This is a genomic window from Mangrovibacterium diazotrophicum, assembly GCF_003610535.1.
In the GTDB taxonomy this organism is placed as follows: domain Bacteria; phylum Bacteroidota; class Bacteroidia; order Bacteroidales; family Prolixibacteraceae; genus Mangrovibacterium; species Mangrovibacterium diazotrophicum.
In genome coordinates this window covers 155,687-175,146 of record NZ_RAPN01000001.1, presented here as the reverse complement: position 1 = coordinate 175,146, position 19,460 = coordinate 155,687, and the positions used below count along the sequence as shown (strand labels likewise).

Here is a 19,460-nt window from a genome sequence, read left to right as displayed (position 1 = left end):
TTTTAAATGGTCGAACAACTTTCCTTAACGATGGCGTTCATCGCATCCATCTGCGCTTCAATACTCAGCAATAACTGGTATTGCGCGCGCGTACGCACCAGGTTGTGATCTTCCGAATTTACCCGATAATAATTATCTCCGTCAATGTAATCCATAAGAAAACGCAACACTTGCTCATAGGTAATGAACTTCGCCGAAAACGCCAGGTAATGTTTTTCCGACTCCGTAAGAAAGGCTCTGGCCTCCGACAGATAGCCTTTTGTGAAACCTTCGAAAATTCGCATATCCATGCCCACTTTCGACAAGTCAGGATCATCTTCCAAGCCCGTGTTGGTGTACGAGCGAATGGCATCGCCAAAATCATTCAACACCGTACTTGACAGAACGGTATCCAGGTCGATGACGCAAAGCACTTCGCCTTTTTGATCGAAAAGAATGTTGTTAATCTTCGTATCATTGTGCGTCACACGAATAGGAATTTCGCCCGATTCCACGAGTTTCCAGAAATCCATCATCTCTGCTCTACGGCTTTCAATCCAATTAATTTCTGCGGAAAGTTCTTTTTTCCGCCCAACCGGGTCTTTTGCCAAAACGGCATCCCACTGCTGAAAACGGTAACGCATGTTGTGGAATCCCGGCAAAATATCCGTGAGCTCGCCTTCCATATCGGCAAGCATGCGTTGAAATTTACCAATTCCCTTACCTCCGGCGTAAGCGTCCTCGGGCGTATCAGCACTTTCATAGGTTTGCGTGTCGGAAATAAACAGGTACAAAGTCCAGAAATTTCCCTGTTCGTCCTTGTAAAACGGCTCTCCCGATTTGGATTCAATCACCGTCATCGCCTCCCGCTCCGGATCCCCACCAGCCTGCTTGACTTTAGCTTTCAGGTGAGCCGTCACCCGTTGGATGTTGTTCATCATACCGGGAATATCTTTGAAAATATTCGTGTTCTTATTTTGAAGGATGTAGTCTGGACTGCTTTCTCCAGCAGTTTCCACGAAATAAGTTTGATTGATCAAACCATCTCCATATAAAATGATTTTCGCAAGCTCTCCTTCGATTATAAAATTGCCAATAATCGCTCTCAATTCGCTCTCCTCGTATCTCATAATTGTATCGTTAATTTAGTTTTACCGAAATACTTCTTTAAAACAACATGTACAGATGTCTACCGGCCGAACCGAATAGATACCTGTACACGTTTTGGAGCTTTAAATTCTGATAAAGCCCTTTTAATTTTATCGTTGACTACTCCTCCCAGGGCACCAACGCAGAACGATAGAAGTCAATGCCCTGTGCTTCGAATCGTTTACCGAATTTGCCCAAACGAACCTTATACTCATCCCAATTACGGTCTTCGTTTTTGGTCCAGCCAATTTCGGCATATCCCGGAAGTCTTGGGAAAACCATGTATTCCAGCTCATCCATATTGGTGATGGTTTCGCTCCACAAAGGCGCTTCAACCCCCAATACCTGTTCTTTGGTTAGCTTTGCCACAACCGTGTCGGGTTGCCAATCGTAAGCGTGATCCACCTCGATGGTTCCGGCCCATTTCAACCCCAATACAGTTGTCGTATCATATTTCATATCCATGTAAGCGCGACTGGCTGGTGACACCAACACTTTGGCACCTTTTTCCAATCCCAATGAAGTGTTTTCAGCATCAGCCCAGAACTGCACGGCGGCATTTTCCACCACATCCGCGTTTGCAATCTCGTCCCAGCCAATCACCTGCTTGCCGTATTTTTGAACGATTCCCTGCACTTTATTTACGAAATACACGTAATCATCGTGCTTGGTTGCGTGCGATTCGTCGCCCCCCAGGTGGAAATACGGGCCTGGCGAAAGTTCCGAAACCTCGCGAACGACATCATCGATAAACTGATAAGTAACATCCTTGCGCGTATCGAACGAGCTGAAACCAACTTCAATACCAGTATAAAGGTCTGTCGCTTTTCCGTTGGCATTCAACTCGGCATACGATGCCAGAGCGGCGTTGGTATGACCCGGCATATCCACTTCGGGCACAATCGTGATGAAATTTGCTGCGGCGTAAGCCACAATGTCTTTGTATTGTTCCTGGGTATAGAAACCGCCTTCGCCACCACCTACTTCGGTGCTGCCACCAATTTCAGTTAGTTTTGGCCAAGATTTGATCTCGATTCTCCACCCCTGATCATCAGTCAGGTGCATATGCAGGGTATTCATTTTGTACTCAGCCAGGAAATCGATAAAACGTTTCACGTCTTCTACCGAGAAGAAATGGCGAGCCACATCGAGCATCGCGCCACGATATCCATATACAGGAGCATCACTGATCGCCCCGGTTGGAACAATTAACTTTTCCCCTTCAGCAATGCTGGCCGGGAGTGTTTGCAACAACGTCTGAATTCCGTAGAAACAACCTGCTTCATCGCCTCCTTCGATATGAATTAATTTACTGTCGATGGTCATTTTGTTCCCCTCAGCCGGAATTTGACCGGTTGCATCCAATGAAAGATAAATCCCTTTGGAAGGAGCATCCGTAACAGCTTCAACTGCAGCTGACGACCCCAGGGCTTTTGCCAAAAATTGCGCAGTACTCTCCAAATGGTCGGCTCCCTCCTGGATAAATATACCGGTTGAACCGTCAAGTTCAAATGCGTCGCCAGTTGCTGTAACACTAGCCGGTTTCGGAATGAAAGCTGTTTTAGTAAGGTCGGTCTGCACCTTGGGGGTACACGCCGAAAAAACAAAAAGGAATGCTATCGGCAGCATGGAACATGATCTCAATCTCATAAAAAGTATAATTAAAATGAATGTATTTTTCGAGCGAAATAATTGCATCCTAAAATCTGAATTATTTCGCAATAATACTAACACAATGATTGAATTCTCACATATGAGAGATCAGAAATAATCAATACTTAAGACAATTTTGTCTTTATCACACAAGTCAGGTGAAACAAAAATTGAGGATACTGCTGCCCACATTTTCTGAACTGTTTGCAGGGATCGTTTTGAACTCAGAAATTAGTTTAAATTTAGAATAGCTGATAAAACCGGATAGGTGCGAAACAAAAAAAAGGAGCTGATAATCAACTCCTTTTGTGCCCAGGACGGGACTCGAACCTGCACGCCCTAAAACGGGCACCAGCCCCTCAAACTAGTGGGATACAAATATTATTGTAATCTAATTTACAATCTATTTTAAAGATGCCTGTATTTACTAGCTTTTTGTCGCATTTACTCCGATTTAGTGCGACTTATTCGAACCCATATTTACAACAAATACAATATTTGTTTCCGAATTGTTTCCGAATAAATATTGGTTGTTATGAATTGTTTCCGAATAGCTCTAAAGACTGCCATAGCACAAATTTATTAAATTATGGCAAATGCTACAGTAAGTATTTTTTTAGACAGCTCGTACACAAAAAAAGATGGTACGTCTCGTTTTTACATTAGGGTAACTCTAAACCGAAAAACTAAAAAGATTCCTTTAAATCTTTTTCTTAAACCTGAGTACTACAATCCCAAAACCAAAAAGATTAAAGAAATCAGGGAAGTGCCTGATGCGAAAAAAAACAACCTCTATTTAAAAGATAAGGAAAGTGAGGTTGAACAAATCATCATCGAATTAGAGCGAAGAAAACAATCAGTAACTTTTGAGAATATTTTAAGCCTCTACTCCAATAGTGAGGTTAATGGAAGCTTTATTGAATTTGCTAAGACCAGATTAAAGGAAGAACGCAACAGAATCAAGCAATCCACCTATGAAGGTCTAGCATTAGATATTGTAAAGCTTGAAAGATACCAAGCCAATGTAACGATTTACGAGATTGATGAAAATTGGCTTGAAAAATACCGAAACTACCTTATCGAATCATTAGATAACAAAGCCAATACTATTTATGGTAATATATCAATGATAAGAAAGTACATAACCTACGCTTACAAAAAGAAAATAATCGACCGGAATCCATTTCACAATTTTTCTTTCTTAAAAGAAGATGGTAAAAAGGAACATCTTACCCTTAAAGAATTGGACATGCTTCACGACTATTACAATCAAGAAGAGTTCCTGAAAATTTACAAGAAAGATAAGCGTGGAAAAACTTACCTAACTGGTATGAAGTACCAGGAAACCCTCCAGCACATTTTAATAAGTTGTTATTGTGGATTAAGGCTATCTGACCTAAGAAAATTACGATACAAACATATTGAGAACAACATGATAATAATGGAGATGGATAAGAGCAGAAGGGATAAAGAAAAAATGCTCAGAATTCCAATTACCGAAAGGCTAAAATCTGTTCTGGACTTAGATGGTGATAAAAAGCCAAACGATAAAATTTATAAAGGCTTCGTGCGAAGCAGTTCCGATATAAATCCCATGTTACGCTTTATAATGAATGAGGTGGGCATAAAAAAACACCTCTCATTTCATTGCACAAGACACACTTTTGCTGTTAGTGCATTGACATTAGGTATGTCTCTTGAGACTGTATCTGATATTATGGGGCATAATGATTTAAGAACTACTCAGATTTATGCGAAAATCATTGATGACAAGCGAAAAGAAGAAATGTCGAAATGGAATAGATTAAATAACCTCAATAATGAAAATTTAACCAACTCTCTAGCCATTTGTCCGAACTGCGACAATGAAGTATTAAGATTTGAAAAGGGAGTGATAAGAATTAAAAAGCTTACGCTTCATTGTCAATCTTGCTCCACAAAATTCTCTTATGAAGTTGAATAATTAAGAAGACAAGAAATGAAATCATATACGAACACAATAATAAATCACAAGGGAACATACGCAGTTCTTTTGCACGTTGATAATTATTTTTTATTAACATTTTCAAATTAACACATAATGTTCGTATATGATTTTATAGAGAAGATTGGAAAGATTGAGGTGAAATACTCCAGGAAGTTTAGAAAACGGTATTTAACATTTACCGAGGAGTTTTCATCTGAACAGGAATACAATGAAAGATTGGATGAATACCTAAATGAGTTCAGAAAAGAAATACAAAGCTTACCGTTTAGTTTAAATTCAAAACAGTCAAGAAAAGCCTTTCTACATAATCTCTATGATGAGTTTCTTTACACCAGGGAACATCTTAATGAGCAATTTATTCAATTAATATCTCAAAGTCACGATTGTATCTCCTTGCAAAAAGTGAGGTTTAAATGCTGTTTTCCAAAATATTTTCAAAAGAAGTACCTGAAAAAAGCGAGAACAGCTTACCGAAAACTCCATATAGTTTTCACGCTTCGAATTGATAAAATTGAAAATGCTGTCGATGTCTTAAAACTTACTGCATTAAACGATGGTATTGAAATAGATACTAGCAATTGGTCTAGTCAGAAAAGGTTTAAAACAAACCTCTCAAGTCCGGAACTTGCATATCTTTCATTTAGGATTATGGAAAAAGTATCAGTTGACCCAAATTTTAACCGTACTCATTTATCCAGGATACTAGCTGAGAATTTTTCTACTAAAAAGGCTGAATTTCCCAAAGCAGCACAAATTAGAAAACAGTTTACAGAGGTAAATGACAACGTAAAAAACAGGGTCGAATCATTACTTGAAGAGTTGGCAAGAGCAAATACCGTATAGCATTTGTAATTTTTTTTCAAAAAAATCAATTTTATTACATCTTGATTTAATGATAGTTACCAAAAGGGGACAAAGGGGGACATCCCCCACTGTCCCTTTTTTCGTGTTTGCAGCAAATGTATGTTCGCTTACAAATTGATGTAGAAATAAAAACATACGATTATGCAGAAAGAAGATTTAAACAATTTAGTTACCGTAGCTGACTTAAACAGTTTTTCTGAGAAAATCATAAGCGAGATTCACAGACTATCGGAAAAAGACAAACCTGAATTTTACACACCCAATCAATTCAGCAAACTGACAGGTATGCCCTACACTACTGTCATTCATTATTGCAAGAAAAACATGTTAAAAGCTAGACAGGAATTTAAAGGCGGTTCCTGGCAGATTTATGCAAGCGAGATAAACAGGCTTAAAGAGGAGGCAAATACTAACCATTTAACATTCAGATAATGGAAAACAATGAAAAACCAGTCGCTCAAAGTAAGCATCAATTAACGGAGGCATACAATATAAGCTATTTAACCCTTCAACGTTGGCTTGAGCCAATAAAAGATGAACTTGGTGAATATCGAGGCAGAGCATACACCCCAAAACAAGTTCAGATGATTTATGATTTATTAGGTCGTCCATAAATTCAATATCGTAAGCAATGACAATATATCTCTCCGGAATTCATTACGAAACCGATGAAAATTTCATTCATAGCTTAAAAAGGCAATTATTGAATCTAGGATGTACCATAGTTAATCCCGATGAAAAATTACATGATAGGCTTGGTTGGTCTAAAAGCCTTACTCATCGCCTGGGTTTAATTCTCGAAAGCGACACCATTTACATGTTACCTAAATGGAAAGATAGTACTACTGCAAGAATTGAACTTACGGCAGCAATGAAAGAGAAAAAAAACCTCTGCTTTTCATTTAATGATATAAAAAATTTAATAACCACCCTTGACGGCTAATAATGGTTTAGGCAGGATTGAACAAGGGCAATCCTGCCATTTACACAAAAGTTCATTTTCAAAACAAATTATTATGACAGCATTAGCACCCAATACGGTATCGAAGTTATACTATTTCGATAACCGCATAAAGAGTTTTTATGAGAAAAACGGCTATAACAGCATCCCGTTTGATGGCACAAAAGTTCAGAAAATGATTGAGGATTCTCAGCTTGAGTTGAATGCTCTCTTTTACAAGATTTGGGGTTCAGACATGGGCTATCACTTGTTAGACAAGTTTTATGATTTCAGAGGTAACGTTCACGAGTTCTTTATGAGCCTCGATAGCAACAACCGTGAATTATTGACAGGTAAAGATTGGTAGCCGATGGATGCAAAAAGGGTTATAGAGCAAATCAATGATGAAGTTTATGAGGTTGTCTCCAACTTTGTCACACTAAAGAAAGCAGGGAGCAATTACAAAGCGTGTTGTCCATTCCATAACGAAAAAACGGCTTCGTTCAGTGTTAATCCGGCAAAGGGTATTTTCAAATGCTTCGGTTGCGATAAAGGTGGTAATGCCATTGAGTTTATTAAAGAGCATGAAAATGTTGAGTTCAAAGAAGCCGTTGAGATTGGCGCAAAACTTTTGAACCTCAATTTTGAATGGAAGAAAAGCACCAATTGGGATGAAGCCAAATTCAAACATGAAGAAAGCCTGAAAATAGCTTGTAATATCATTGAAAGGTTCTTCCTAGAACAGGTCAATCATAAGAATGCACAGGATTACATAAAACAGCGAAACATTGTCATTCCTGAAAACAGCAGCTTTAATGTTGGCTATGCTCCAAGTGGAAATGCTCTACTTGCCCATACCAGGGAGAAAGGTGTAAAAACGGAAATACTTGAAGAAATTGGCGTATTGAAAAGCAACGACAAAGGCATTTATGACTTTTTCTACAACCGATTGATATTTCCTGTTTGCAATTCCAAAGGACAAACCATTGCTTTCGCAGGACGTGATTTGAATGAAAACCCAAAGGTTAAATATCTGAATACACACGAGAGCTGCATCTACACTAAAGGGAATGAATTGTATGCTTTAAATATTGCAAGATTCGCCATTAAAAACGAAGACCGGGCATATATAGTAGAAGGTTATACCGATGTACTTCGGATGCACTCTGTTGATGTTATTAATTCAGTTGCAACAGGCGGAACAGCTTTAACCAATGCACAAGCAAAACTCCTGAAAAAATACACCAATAAAGCTACACTTATCTACGATGGCGATAGTGCCGGACGAAATGCCATGTGTCGGAATGCTGAAATACTGATTAAAAATCAATTCCATGTTTCGGTAGTTGTACTACCCGAGAAACAAGACCCTGATTCACTTTTTACCGATAGCGAGACGTTTCTTCAGTACGATGAAAAACAGGAAGATTACATCATATACAAAACCTCTGAATACGCTGAACGATTTGCAAATGACCCGGTTAAGAGATCGGAAGTAATTAAGCGGATGGCTGCCCTGATTTGTTGCTATGATAAAACCAACCAGGAGGTTTATCTTGACTTTGTTTCTGAACAGATTAAACCTAAAAAAGCTTGGCAGGATGCACTAAAGGAAAACAGCCAGCCAACAGAAAAAAAAGTTAAGAAAAAGGAGAACATCAACGACATTATAAAACTGAAAAAAGAGCAACAGGAAAACCTTTTAGAAAATCAGTTTTATGAAGAAAAAGGGGCTTACTGGACTGTGGAAGGTAAAAATCCGAAACAAATATCAAACTTCACTTTTGAGGCTTTATTTTGTGTTTTCCATAGGGATGCACAAGGGCGAACAGACCTTAAATACATTCTTAACCTGATGAGCCAATACGGACGAAAACGACTTGCCACCATATCATCAGATGACTTTTGTACTCCTGCATCGTTTAAAAAGCAAGTTCACCGTAGGCATGGTTTCTTTTGGTATGGGAACGACACACAACTCGATAGCATTAAAAACGTTAAGCTTTTAGGCATACCCGAAGCAAAGGAACTAGAAAGGGTTGGCTACAATGAAAAGAACCACTTTTGGGTATTTGCCAATGGTTTGTATTACGATAAAACATTCCATGAGATTGATGAGTACGGTGTTACCACCCATGCAAAACGAATAAGCAGCATGGATGAGTTTAAAGAAATTCCACCCGAAAGCCAGATTCGTATTGGAGATACCTTTCATGTACTCAATACCACCTCAGAGTTTATTGGTAAATATGGTACAGATAACCTGAAAGATAAAATCAAACAGGGCCAGGTACATCTTTTACATTTCTTCTTTCTACCCTATGGTAAGTTACTGAGAATTGGTACCAGCGATAGCGGAAACCCATTTAAGGAAAACTCAAAGTATATTCAACCACCAAAGAACAGCAATTGGAATTTTGGCAAGTGGGCATCATCAATGTACAAGGTTTATCCTGGTAATGCAGAACTACTTATTGCCTACTACATAGCAACCGTTTTCAGCGATGTAATTTATAAAGCCAATTTCGGGTACTTCCCATTGTTGTTCCTGTTTGGTAAAAGACAATCAGGTAAAAGTACCGCAGCTCGAAGTATCATGTATATGTTTGGCAAGCCACCTATGGAAGACGGTATTAACCTTGCTTCCGGTAGTACAAGTACAGGTATGCAGCGAAGTATGGACTCTACAACCAACCATCCGTTTTGGGGCAATGAGTATAAGAACAGCATCCATAAAAATACCATCGAGGCGTTAAAAGGTATTGCCGACCGCAATGGAAAGCTTACAGGGGTAAAATCTGGAGGTAACGAAACTCGTATTGCAAAGCCCAGGGGTTCGGGTATTATTAGCGGTCAGGATTTACCAACACAAGACCCGGCTCTCTCAAGTCGTAGCTTGCTAGGAGAATTTGATGATACCAATCGGGGAAACTATGAAGACCTAAAAGAATTCAAAGCAGCTGAAGAAAGTTTGCAGTTTACCAATATTACCTGTTCAGTATTCGACAATCGATATTTAATTGAGGAGAACTATGCTAAAGAAGAACCTGGTATTAGTTCTGAGGTTATGGATGAGCTGATAAGCGAATTTGGTAACGTTGACCGCAGAACTGTTTTGAATATTTCATCGGTACTCACTCCTATGAAAATACTAATGGAACAATCTGATTTGAAATTCCCTTTTGATTATCAAACAGCAAAAACAGCCTTAATACGTTCTGCAAGACTTACCATATCAGTACAAAACCAAAGTGATGAAGTGGAGCAATACTTTCATGTGCTACAATCCCTGCTTAATCTTTATAAAATATCGGATAATACACATTATAGAATCGTAGTTGCTGAAAATAGCGTAAAGCATCTTTATCTAAGAGTTGGAGCAATACATGGTTTATACAGGGAACAAGCTCGCAAAGAAGGTATAACCGTGTTAGACCAGGCTGTGATTGGTGAATACCTAAAGAAACATCGTTCATTTATTGACTATCGCAGAAAGAACGTACAGTTCGGAAGCAATAGAACAAGTGCATACATACTAAACTATGATACCTTGAAAGACCAAGGTATTGAGCTTGAACGCTTCATCTAAATATATAAATCAAAACACATTATTAAAGCTTATAAATGGTAGTAATGCAAAAACCGTCCTCATTTCCTCACTTACTAAGTATAGAGTATAATAATATACTGATATATAATACTATAAACTTTTCTATTCTAATAATAAGTGAGGACGACTGAGGGAAACCTGAGGGAATATTGAGGGACAAAAGAGGAAAAAGCACACCCTTTCCCTCACCCATCCTCAAAGTCCTCACTATATATAACTGACATTTAACATTTTAGGATATAAATGAGGAATGAGGACAGTTTTTGAAAAAAACCATAGGCTCTGAAAACAAAAGAATTTTCAATAAAACAGGAATAAGATAAATATACATTATAAACACTTTTAATGCGATGAAAAAGAACAGTAACGTACAGAAAAACAATAATATTCACGACAATTTCTTTAAAAGCCTTTTCTCTGTAAAAGAGAATCTTGAAGATTTGCTATTAGGCACATTGCCCAAAGAAGTGCTCCAAGGTTTGAAACCCGAAACACTTGTTTATGACCCAACCGAATACGTTGACCAGGAACTTGCCCCCTACTTTAAAGATGTGTCATGCAATATGTTTTATGGGAATACCAATATTAAAGTATCGCTTCTGTACGAACACAAAAGTTATCCCGATAAAAACATACACTTACAGTTACTTCGCTATATTCTGAATGTTTGGGAAAATCAAGCAGCTAACAAACAGCCACTTACTCCTGTAATTACAATGGTATTCTATCATGGAAAACCGAAATGGACGGATTCGGGTTTTGTTCAGGTTCCGGAGGAACTAAAACGCTTTGTACCATTATTTGATTATGCCTTATTCGACACAAAGGATATTGAAGACCATGCTATAATCCGCCACTTTAAGCGACCAAGTGTAAAAGTAGCCGTATGGTTTATGAAACGGAGTGACAATCTGATTGGCTTTATCAAGAACAACCCTGATTTGGCACGAGAAATGTTCAGCCAGTTAAAGGAAATTGACGAAACTATTTTCCAAAAAATAGCGTTATATTTGTATAAAGTTTCTGGTTTAGAACCTGATAAAATTGATGAGATTATGGAAACAATTTCACCACAAGTTAAAGATGCTTTTGCAGAGGCAGCTAACGAACTGAAATACCTAGGTAAGAAAGAAGTTGTTGTAAAAATGATTGCAAAAGGTTATTCGGATAAAGAAATATCCGAAATAACAGATATTGCTATTGAGGATATTCAAAAAATTCGGACAAACAACTCTCATTAAGAGTAGTTAATCTACGATATAGCCCGGTATCAGTTTTGGTATCGGGTTTTTTATTGCTTTTTTTTAAAGCAAGACTAAAAAAAGCTATCTTTACATTCATAGCCGTCAAGGGTATAATTATATAGATTATGCCCAAAAATCTTCATTACATTCTAAATGCAAGTCTCGATTCGAGGTTTTTGTTGGTTACAAAGCGACCGTTTATTCAATTAATAGCAGAAAGTCTCCTCCAAAAAAATCAATATTCAAAAAAGTCTTTAAGATTTTGTCTTAAAGTCCTCAAAAGCAGTCTGTATAAGCTAAAAAGTTCTCAAAAGCCCTCAAAAGCAATTGAAATATACTCTACAAGGCTGCTTTTCTCAATAATTCAGGTGCGTTATCGCTCATTTTTCAACCCAAATCCAACACTATGATAGTACGCAGAACCATATTAAAGCAGGATTTGGTGAAGAAACTTTACCCTGATAGCGTTTCAGTTGATGCAGCTATGCAACAACTACGAAGGGATATTGAATTGTGTCCCCAATTAAAAGAACAGATAGCCAGTACAGGGCAAACCAAACGCCATTACTACAACAAACAACAGCTCCTCTTAATCCTGGAACATTTTTGTATAACACTTGAAGAATTTGAACAGCTATGAAGTATTTCTTAGGTATAACCGATATTGAACAAGCCAAACTACATTACCGAAAATTAGCAAAACAATTACACCCCGATAAAGGCGGAACTGACGTTGACTTTCAGGAGATGCAAACTGAATACAAGGAATTTCTATTAAACTTGCAGCAAGAACAAGAAGTTGTTACTCCTATACGGAAAACAACATCTATCGAAAAGGAATTGATAAACGAGATGAGTAAGCTTGCCAAAGTCCTGATTAAAAAACAAGTACCTCAAAATTACCTACGACTGAAAATGCAAACCTCAGAATCAACCCTAAAGAAAACTTTATTAAGTCAAGTAATTGACATTTTGAATGAATTATAATTTGGTAGTAATAAATTATTCTTTTGTTTGGATAACCAAATTAGTCGGCACACTACCGACTTTTTTTATGCTCAATTTTTGACAAATATCTTCAAACACTTACAAACTCCCTCAAGCTCCATTAAACCCCAACACCCCCACCATAAGCCTACTATATGTTTGTTTCCATTATGGAAGCAAGCACAAAGAAAATATTAGGCACATTAGCAGCAGTTGCAGCCGTTGGTGGTGGTTTCTACCTCATTAAAAAAGGCAAAAAGCTTCTTGCCGGGGCAAAAATGAATTTTGCTCTTTTAGGATTCCGCATCCACAAGATGAACTTACAGGAAGTTCAGTTTGCCGTAAAGCTTCGCTGCTACAATCCCACAAAAGCCCCCATCACATTAGCCGTTAACCAGGTTGTTGCAAACTACAAAGGTTCGGCAGTCGCTTATTCTACCCCAGATATTAAAGGACTTACCATTGGTGCAGGCAAAACACAAGAGCCTGAAATTGTTTTTCAAGTTCCATACCTGAACCTTATGGGTAAAGGTCTTACTCTTTCCGTGCTTTCCAATACACAGCAGCTTAAAGCTGATATGACTTTCACCATGACCATCAGCGTTAATGGAGAAACTCTCACTACCACGCAATCATTATCAGAGGAACAAAATATGAACGGATTAGCATTGGGCGAATTGGGCATTGTATCCGGCCCACGAAACACCCAAAACGGTAAACGTTTCAACCACCTTATAAAAAAGGCAAACGGACAGGACACATTTATAAAAAACGGCAACGTAATTGAAACCGTTGAAAGTTGTATTGATATTATCGGTACACACTTTCGGGAAGTCGAGGAATTGGCCAATATGCTTCAAGGTGATTCACTCAAAGAATCTTGCCGTAACATCTTCAACTTTTCGTACAACTACTTGCAGTACCATAAGGACGATGACGGAACGGAACAGCTCCGTACTCCTTCTCGCTCATGGTTAGACGGACAAATCAAGTTCAAACAAAGAGGTAAATCAGATGCAGGAATTGACTGTGATGATTACAGCATTTTTGTGGGTTCTCTTTTAAAGTGCTTGGGTATTCCGTTCAAGCTCCGTATTACCAAGTATGACGGTAAAAAGAACTTTCAGCATATCTATGTGATTATTCCTGCCGTTGGTGATTCCGAAGATGAAATTGTTATTGACCCTGTTCTTTCAAAGTTCGATTACCAAAAGCCATACAGCTTTGAACGGTCTGATTTTGATATGTCTCCGCTACAATTAGCAGGGCTTAGAGGTATTGACGGCATAACAGGCACAAGTGCTTTAGGATTACCCATATCGGTTTTATCAGGCATTGACTTAGCTGGCGGTGTTCAGGCACAAGCCAATCATGAAGACCTTATTGCCATTGTTTCAGGTGTTGACTTTGACGATGCCATAAACGGCTTGGGTGATGCCGAAGATGCTACCTACAACTATTTAGTCCGTACCCGGAATTATCTTTTAAAGAATCGGGACAACAAGGATAGAATGGCTCACGTCCAAAACCCTGACCAATTTATTTCCATGTTGGACCAGGCTATCAAGTTTTGGAATACTCCACAGCGAGATAAAGTTCTTGAGAAATTAGCTCAAATTGAAAATCAGTTATCAGCTAAAGGCTTAATAAAATATGATTCGGATGCTATTGATGGTTTATCAGAATTGGATGATTATGATGAAGAAATTGATGGGCTTGAAGGTCAAAGAGGTCTTGGTGGTTTCTTTAAATCATTGAAAAGAATTGGGAAAAAGATTGGAAAAGGTGTAAAAAAAGCTGCTAAGAAAGTCGGAAAGGTGGCTAAAAAAGTAGTTAAAGCCATTATCCGCTTTAATCCCTTATCAATTGCTATCCGAAATGGTTTATTGGCAGCTCTTCGCTTAAACATGTTTGGTATCGCTAAAAAGCTACAATATGCATATTTGCCAGATAACCTTGCCAGCAAATACAAAATTGACTCAACAAAACTAGCCAAACTCAAAAAAACTCACCGCAAAGTCAAGAAACTGTTTACTGGTTTACAAGGGAGAGAAAAGAACCTTAGAAAAGCCATCCTGAAAGGTGCAAAACAAAAGAGTTCCGACTTCTCACTTAAAGGAATTGATGGACTACTTGCTGATTTGAAAGGCTTGGAAGCCGTTGGCGAATTGGCAGAATTGGGAAATATGGGTGCAGTCGCAACAGCAGCTTCAGTAACCGCAGCAAGTGGTGTATTGGCAAAAATCGGAAGCTGGTTAAAGCCTATCAAAAACATTTTTACCAAGGTTAAGAGTAAATTCAAAAAAGCAGCTCCTGCAACCGAAGCAGTATCTCAGTTTACCAATCAGGCAGCTCCTACAACCGAGGCTTATGCTCCACCAACAAACAGCGTGATACCTCCATCCAATAGTATCATGCCACAGTCCGGCAGTTACACTCCCCAACCCATAATGAAATCCGGGAACTACACACCACAATCGACTACAACAAACCCTACTGCATCAGGCAAAAAGAAACTGAGCAAAGGTGCAAAAGTCGGTATTGGTTTAGGTGTTGCAGCTCTTATTGGAACAGGAGCTTATCTCATGTTCCGCAAGAAAGACAGCACTCCGGCAAAGCGGAAATCATCCCCCAAGAAAACAAGCAATAAAGAAGATTTAGGAAGCATCAAGCTTCAATAAATAATTGTGAATCAATAATTAAAATTTAGAAAACATGGCAGTTAAAAAATCAACGTCAAGTACCCCAAGGAGAAGTTCAAGAGGTACAAAGATTGACTTTATGAAAGCTACCAACAACATAGGCAAGCCCATTGCTGCCGTAGCAGGGTTTGCAGTTGGCAAGTACGCTTTAAAGAAGTTGGAAAAGAGCCAGACCGTTAGCGGTTTGTTGGGCAACGAAATGAAAACCTATATCGTTCCGGCAGCCGTTACTATGGGCGGTTTGGTGGGTACGCAGTTTACCAAAAACGAGTATGTAAAGCTGGGCTTGGTAGGTGCAGCAGGTGCAGGTGTTGAATCCATCATCAAGAAAGCCACAGGTAAAACCATCTTACAAGGATTAGAAGGCATTATCGGTGATGAAGATTACAGCGATGTGGACGAAATGGACGGACTACGTGCCTTAAACCCAATTACGCAAGCACTCCCGGCAGCCGACATTGACATCGAGCGTGAAATTCAGGCTTCGGTATCAGGTGCAGCATCGGACTATTCGATGAGTGATGACCCTGTTGGAAACGCAGCCAGCGATTATGCAATGAGCGATGAGCCGATTGGCAGTTCGGATGATTATGATGAGCCTGTTGGTAAAATCCAAAACCTCGACCCCGATAGCATGGACTATGACATCTTTTCGGGCGATATGATGGCATCCTGATTCTCACTAAATAACATTTAATCAATTTAATAACAAGGCTATTAAGCCGCAAAACAAATTATCATGGCAGAAATTAATGAGCAAAATGATTTGTACCCTTCGATGGAAGAAATAGAGGGTTTAGAAGAAGCGATTCTTGAAAAAGAGGAAGATGCTTTAGAGAAAGAAGAAGACCAGGACGATGCGGTCGAAGGCATTGGCGATTTAGGTCGTTCACGCCGTAGAACAAGACGCAGAGGGCGAAGAAGTCGCAGAAGAACCAGCCGTAAACGTGCTGTACGTAGGTCATACAATGCCGGAGCAAGAAGTACGGCTGTAAAAACAGGGCTTACCAAAGACCTGACTTCAAAAGGTCAGTTTGAACTTCGCAGACAGCAATTGCCACCGGAAGTGCAGAAAGCATTGAAAGATGCACGTATGCAAACCGTTGACACGGCAATCTACACCGTTAAGTCGATTAAGGATAAGTCCGATATTGATTTGATGGAGGCATCGGATGATAAAAAGGCTGGTCGCACCAACCTGAACCGTGCGCAGTTGGATTCAGGAAAGTATTTCCTGTTAACTGATATTGTTCTTGAGTACGCTCATGGAGCATCGGAAGAAGACAACGACCCGGCAGATTTTGCTTTTGGTCAGTTTGCTTTACCTCCTGCAATCTTGAACGGTACTTTCGAGATGACGTTAGGCACGAAGGTTATTGTACCTGAAATCTCATGTGCGGTGTTTGACGATACCGATACCACAAAACGCAAATTCCAATACAAGCTTGCCAATCCAAAGTGGTTAAAGCCATCAATGGATATTACACCAAAGCTGAACATGCCGAAATCGGTATCAGGTGATAAGATTTACCACCCTGCCGTTAAGGTAACGCTATTGGGAACTATCACAGAGAAAGCATAAGAGCTTGATATGTCATAATCGTTCAGGGGCGGTCAGCGGTTGTTAACCGCCCCTTTTTTCTTCTTAATCATTTCAAAAATGGAAGTACAAGACAACAACATACGCAAATTACAGGTCGTGAAATTCGAGGTCAAAAAAGGTCAGACCTACGAGTTTAACGGCAATACCAAAACAGAGCATGACCGTATCAAAGGCATTTTCTTACGCCTATCCAACCAACAGGCATTACCCGGAGCCACACTTAGGGTTTGGATTGATGATACAGAGATAATCCCTGATGATACCGAGGTGGCATTGCTTCACCATAACGATGATATGAGCATTAAGGACGTAGCTTTTCCTTTGGATGAAAAAGCCAAGAACAGCCCTGTACGTGTCATTTACAAAGACGACAGCGAGAACCTGGCTGTTAATGAAAGCTACAATGTTCGTGTATATCTGCTTGCCGAGGTAGAGAAAAAGAAATAACGCTAAAAATCTCCCGACAATGAAACGATATTTTGTAATTACAAAAACCTCAGTTGGCAACAAACACATCAACGAACAGGACTTACTCCCTGCTTCCTGTAAACTGATTACAGGCATTGCAATAAACGCCCTGGTTAAAAAGGAATCGGAATTGGAAGATGTAACACAGGATTTAGCTTTTCCCCAAGCTTTAATATCCGATTTGTTACTGACCGATGGGATTACCAACCTGTTCTATTCTTACCTACGCACAAGGGCAAGCGAAGCAGAAAGCAAAGACTTTTTTGAAAGTGATATACTTCCGGCAATCGTTGATATTTTGAGCAACAACATCAAATTTACTTGCCTCGATGCAGACCAACAAAGCAACCTGAACAACAGCATTGCAGAGCTTTTCAATACGCAGTTTGCTGATTATCTCTACAACGAAGCCGGGCTTTTTGAAAAAGGTCAAATCATTACAAGCCTTGAATTTGCCGATTTGATAGCACAGGAAACATTGACCTTTGCCTATCTGCATAAATCCGAAATTTTTCTCCGTCCTGTTAAAGCTTACAAACAGCCAGAACCTTATGAATGTGGCAATATCAGCCTATTGGTAAATGGCAACAGTTTTCTACTACGTGATTACATGCTTACTGCAAACCGAAAGGTAAAGCATTTAAGCAAAGAGGTTATCCCATTCCATGAGCCTTTGGAAGTGAACAGCAATATCCATACGGTTTTTAAGAGCAATAAAAACAGCGGAGACAATACGCTAACCATTAGAATCTACATTGAATATGAACACGAGTGAGTTATTACATACCATCGCAAAAGACCGTGTTTCAGGGATGCGAACCATAGACAGCTACCAATTAAAACCAACGGTGATAATGGTAACTGATTCTGATATTTCGCTGGACCTGAAAAACGACATGTGGATTCTGAACACTAAAGGTCTGCCAAGCTCCATTGATGAAATGGAACTCATAAGCAGCGATAATGTGTTTACCGCTACACCCGAAGAATACGACTTTATGGATGAGTACCGATACCAGGTATTCACCGATTACATAGACATCAAAACCCAAACGGAAAACTTTAAGCCTTACCGATTGGAGTTTGTAAAGATTATTCCCCACCGAAACCCACAAAGTGGGAGTTAATAAAAAGTACGACTATGTTGGATTACAGAGAGCAAATACAAAGCATATACGAATTTATAAAGCGTTCGGAGGACGAACAAAAGTATCCTTACGCTTACGAAATATACCTGGTTACCGCAGCACAGGAAACGGCACTCACTTCAAGAACCTCCGGAACGGATAAGTTTAACCGAGACATTGAAAGTGCCATTGAAAAAGCAAAGCAGTCTCATGGTTCACTCAGGGTTGATGTGTTTGGAGGCAAAAGCCCCAATGCCAGAAGTCTGAACAGCTACACAGTAAATATCAGTAAGCTTTTGAACCCACCCAAAGAACCCATTGAAAGAGCCGAAATACAAACCATTATCCAGGAAGAAATGAAACAGAGCCAAATCCAAAACAACACCAATGGATTGGGTGAACTGGATTCCTTGTTAGGATTATTTTCAGGAGATAACCCTGCCGTAAAATCTAAGCTTGACGGTCTGTTTGGTGTATTCAATGCCTTATCGGGCAACAACAAAGAAGTTGAGCGAATCAGCTACCAAAAGCAATTGGATGATTTTAAGTTCGAGACACGCTACAATACTTTGGAAGAAAAGTATGAGCGTTTACGCAATGAAAATGCAGAACTACGAGCCGAAAAAGACCGATACCAAAGTGAAAACAGGGAACTGAAAACCGATAAGACAGACCTTGAAAGCCGTCTTGCCGGGTATGCTCCCAATGAAGTGATGAAACGAGTTGCCACGGGAGCATTGGTGGGTATCGGTTCACGCTTGCTTACCAACAGTCCAAAAACAGCAGAATTATTAGGCTTATCAGCCGAAGAACTCAAAGGTGCTTTGGGAATGCTTGATGATACCGAGGAAGAAGCAACGCAGCTCCCTGAAACCAATGTTGAGATTACCGACATAGGTACAGCTAATACACCCGAAGACCGCAAGAAAGCTGAGATTATCAAAAAGCTATCTGATGCCCTTATGACATGGGAACTACAAGATGTAGCCAAGATTGCAAACATCGTTGGCTTATGCCTTGATAAAGCGGAGCTGATTAATAAAACCCTCCTGTTCCTGAATCAAGCCGTGAATGGCATATCAGAGCCGGAACCGGGGAATGCAGAGTTTGATAACGCAGATTTAGATAACGATTAAAACATACGATT

The 19,460-nt window shown here is 39.4% G+C and carries 19 protein-coding genes; 17 read left to right on the top strand and 2 right to left on the bottom strand.

Annotated features, from left to right (window positions below):
• Window positions 1-2: 2 nt before the first annotated feature.
• Window positions 3-1,109: a phosphotransferase enzyme family protein gene (locus tag BC643_RS00775; RefSeq protein WP_120271272.1), complete on the bottom strand. Its 1,107-nt coding sequence runs from the start codon at window positions 1,107-1,109 to the stop codon at window positions 3-5.
• A 139-nt stretch (window positions 1,110-1,248) separates the two neighbouring features.
• The gene (locus BC643_RS00770; RefSeq protein WP_120274084.1) at window positions 1,249-2,778 is read right to left on the bottom strand and encodes a beta-N-acetylhexosaminidase; all 1,530 of its coding nucleotides are present in this window, start codon (window positions 2,776-2,778) and stop codon (window positions 1,249-1,251) included.
• 592 nt (window positions 2,779-3,370) lie between these two features.
• On the opposite strand from BC643_RS00770, the gene BC643_RS00760 reads away from it, so the two are divergent.
• From BC643_RS00760 to BC643_RS00680, 17 genes are all read left to right on the top strand, one after another.
• Window positions 3,371-4,744, top strand: a complete 1,374-nt coding sequence (locus tag BC643_RS00760; RefSeq protein ID WP_120271270.1) for a site-specific integrase — start codon at window positions 3,371-3,373, stop codon at window positions 4,742-4,744.
• A 117-nt stretch (window positions 4,745-4,861) separates the two neighbouring features.
• Window positions 4,862-5,611 (top strand): hypothetical protein, encoded by a 750-nt coding sequence (locus BC643_RS00755; RefSeq protein ID WP_120271269.1) that lies wholly within the window; start codon window positions 4,862-4,864, stop codon window positions 5,609-5,611.
• Between the two features lie 162 nt (window positions 5,612-5,773).
• The gene (locus tag BC643_RS00750) at window positions 5,774-6,064 is read left to right on the top strand and encodes a MerR family transcriptional regulator (protein WP_120271268.1); all 291 of its coding nucleotides are present in this window, start codon (window positions 5,774-5,776) and stop codon (window positions 6,062-6,064) included.
• Window positions 6,064-6,246 carry a hypothetical protein gene (locus tag BC643_RS00745; protein ID WP_120271267.1) on the top strand — a complete coding sequence of 61 codons (183 nt, stop codon included), beginning with the start codon at window positions 6,064-6,066 and terminating at the stop codon, window positions 6,244-6,246. Before BC643_RS00750 ends, BC643_RS00745 begins: the two co-directional genes overlap by 1 nt.
• A 17-nt stretch (window positions 6,247-6,263) precedes the next feature.
• Window positions 6,264-6,575 (top strand): DUF4406 domain-containing protein, encoded by a 312-nt coding sequence (locus tag BC643_RS00740; protein WP_120271266.1) that lies wholly within the window; start codon window positions 6,264-6,266, stop codon window positions 6,573-6,575.
• A gap of 73 nt (window positions 6,576-6,648) precedes the next feature.
• Window positions 6,649-6,939: a hypothetical protein gene (locus BC643_RS00735; RefSeq protein ID WP_120271265.1), complete on the top strand. Its 291-nt coding sequence runs from the start codon at window positions 6,649-6,651 to the stop codon at window positions 6,937-6,939.
• A gap of 3 nt (window positions 6,940-6,942) precedes the next feature.
• On the top strand, window positions 6,943-10,161 hold the full coding sequence (dnaG, locus tag BC643_RS00730; protein ID WP_120271264.1) for a DNA primase: 3,219 nt from the start codon (window positions 6,943-6,945) through the stop codon (window positions 10,159-10,161).
• 371 nt (window positions 10,162-10,532) lie between these two features.
• Window positions 10,533-11,423 carry an Rpn family recombination-promoting nuclease/putative transposase gene (locus BC643_RS00725; RefSeq protein ID WP_120271263.1) on the top strand — a complete coding sequence of 297 codons (891 nt, stop codon included), beginning with the start codon at window positions 10,533-10,535 and terminating at the stop codon, window positions 11,421-11,423.
• Between the two features lie 409 nt (window positions 11,424-11,832).
• A complete protein-coding gene (locus BC643_RS00720; RefSeq protein ID WP_120271262.1) occupies window positions 11,833-12,066 on the top strand; it encodes a DUF4248 domain-containing protein in 234 nt (77 codons plus the stop codon).
• Entirely contained in the window at window positions 12,063-12,413 is a 351-nt protein-coding gene (locus BC643_RS00715) for a J domain-containing protein (RefSeq protein ID WP_120271261.1), read from the top strand. Before BC643_RS00720 ends, BC643_RS00715 begins: the two co-directional genes overlap by 4 nt.
• Before the next feature lie 170 nt (window positions 12,414-12,583).
• Window positions 12,584-15,094, top strand: a complete 2,511-nt coding sequence (locus tag BC643_RS00710) for a hypothetical protein (protein WP_120271260.1) — start codon at window positions 12,584-12,586, stop codon at window positions 15,092-15,094.
• A 34-nt stretch (window positions 15,095-15,128) separates the two neighbouring features.
• Window positions 15,129-15,791, top strand: a complete 663-nt coding sequence (locus tag BC643_RS00705; RefSeq protein ID WP_147377095.1) for a hypothetical protein — start codon at window positions 15,129-15,131, stop codon at window positions 15,789-15,791.
• Window positions 15,792-15,854: 63 nt separating this feature from the next.
• Window positions 15,855-16,697 (top strand): hypothetical protein, encoded by an 843-nt coding sequence (locus BC643_RS00700; RefSeq protein WP_120271258.1) that lies wholly within the window; start codon window positions 15,855-15,857, stop codon window positions 16,695-16,697.
• 78 nt (window positions 16,698-16,775) lie between these two features.
• Window positions 16,776-17,165 (top strand): hypothetical protein, encoded by a 390-nt coding sequence (locus tag BC643_RS00695; RefSeq protein ID WP_120271257.1) that lies wholly within the window; start codon window positions 16,776-16,778, stop codon window positions 17,163-17,165.
• Between the two features lie 19 nt (window positions 17,166-17,184).
• Window positions 17,185-17,961, top strand: coding sequence for a hypothetical protein (locus tag BC643_RS00690; protein ID WP_120271256.1), 777 nt, complete (start codon window positions 17,185-17,187; stop codon window positions 17,959-17,961).
• Window positions 17,948-18,313: a hypothetical protein gene (locus BC643_RS00685; RefSeq protein ID WP_120271255.1), complete on the top strand. Its 366-nt coding sequence runs from the start codon at window positions 17,948-17,950 to the stop codon at window positions 18,311-18,313. Before BC643_RS00690 ends, BC643_RS00685 begins: the two co-directional genes overlap by 14 nt.
• Window positions 18,314-18,327: 14 nt before the next feature.
• Window positions 18,328-19,449 carry a hypothetical protein gene (locus BC643_RS00680; protein ID WP_120271254.1) on the top strand — a complete coding sequence of 374 codons (1,122 nt, stop codon included), beginning with the start codon at window positions 18,328-18,330 and terminating at the stop codon, window positions 19,447-19,449.
• Window positions 19,450-19,460 lie beyond the last annotated feature (11 nt).